At 56.4% G+C, this 1,033-nt stretch carries 1 protein-coding gene and 1 pseudogene; both read left to right on the plus strand.

Annotated elements, in window-relative coordinates:
- On the plus strand, positions 1–642 hold a 642-nt coding region (locus QVP94_RS01355), incomplete at its 5' end, for a phage portal protein family protein (protein ID WP_288213142.1).
- A gap of 17 nt (positions 643–659) precedes the next feature.
- Positions 660–1,033: pseudogene (locus QVP94_RS01360) on the plus strand (hypothetical protein); the annotation flags it as partial.

A 1,033-nucleotide genomic window follows, 5' to 3' on the forward strand; every position in this document is an offset into this window, starting at 1 on the left:
GGGCTGTTGAACAAGGCGGTGCCGCACGCCCTGTTCAAGAAGTTCGCCCACTCGTGCTGGTCGGAGCTGTGCGAGATCTACGGCATACCGCCCCGCTACATCAAGACCAACACGCAAGATCCGGCGATGCTCGACCGGGCGGAGGATATGCTGCGCGACATGGGGTCGGCGGCCTACTTTATCATCGATACCACCGAGGAGTTCCAATTTGCCCAAGGGGTCAGTACGAACGGGGATGTGTATAACAACCTGATCTCTCTTTGCAACTCCGAGATGTCGCTGCTCATCAGCGGGGCGCAGATCGGGCAGGACACCAAGAACGGCAACCGCTCGAAAGAGGAAGTGGGTGTCAAACAACTGGAGAAGTATGTCAATTCCGATAAACGGCAGGTGGAGGACTGGATGAACTCCATCGTCCTTCCGGCGCTCTTCCGGATCGGTTTTCTTCCGGACGGCTTGCGTTTCTCGTTCAATTCGGAAGAGGACACCGGACAGTTGTGGGAACGTACCGCGCAAGCGATGCAATACTATGAGATCGATCCGACTTGGATCAAGGACAAGTTCGGTATCGAGGTAACCGGCAAACGATCTTCCGGACAGGAAGGTTTTTTCGGATCAGCCCCGAAAGAGAATCGGGGCTGACGGCACGGATCAATGAATTGTACCGGGACGGTCTTACTCCTTTTGAGGCCGAGGGTAACGAAGACATACCCGCTATCGACGAGCGTGTCTTCAAATCGGCCCTGCGAAAGATATTCCGCAGGGAGGGTTTCACGGCGGAGATGCTGGCGGAGCCGAAGGTCCGTGCCTTGGTGGACGCGTATGCCGGGGCGTATGAGGGGGCGATCGCTCCCTCTTTGGAGAGCGGCGTGATTCCGGAGGCCATGGCGCGAAAGCTCAAAGAGGATATCTTTGTCTTTTCCGGATTCAAGACCTACCAGGGATTGAGGGAGGCATCCCGCCTGTTGCGCGACGAAGACGGGACGGTGAAGCCGTTCAACCGTTTTTACAACGATATAACGGCGATCAAGGA

The organism is Parabacteroides sp. CAG:2 (assembly GCF_000436315.1).
Lineage (GTDB): Bacteria > Bacteroidota > Bacteroidia > Bacteroidales > Tannerellaceae > Parabacteroides > Parabacteroides distasonis.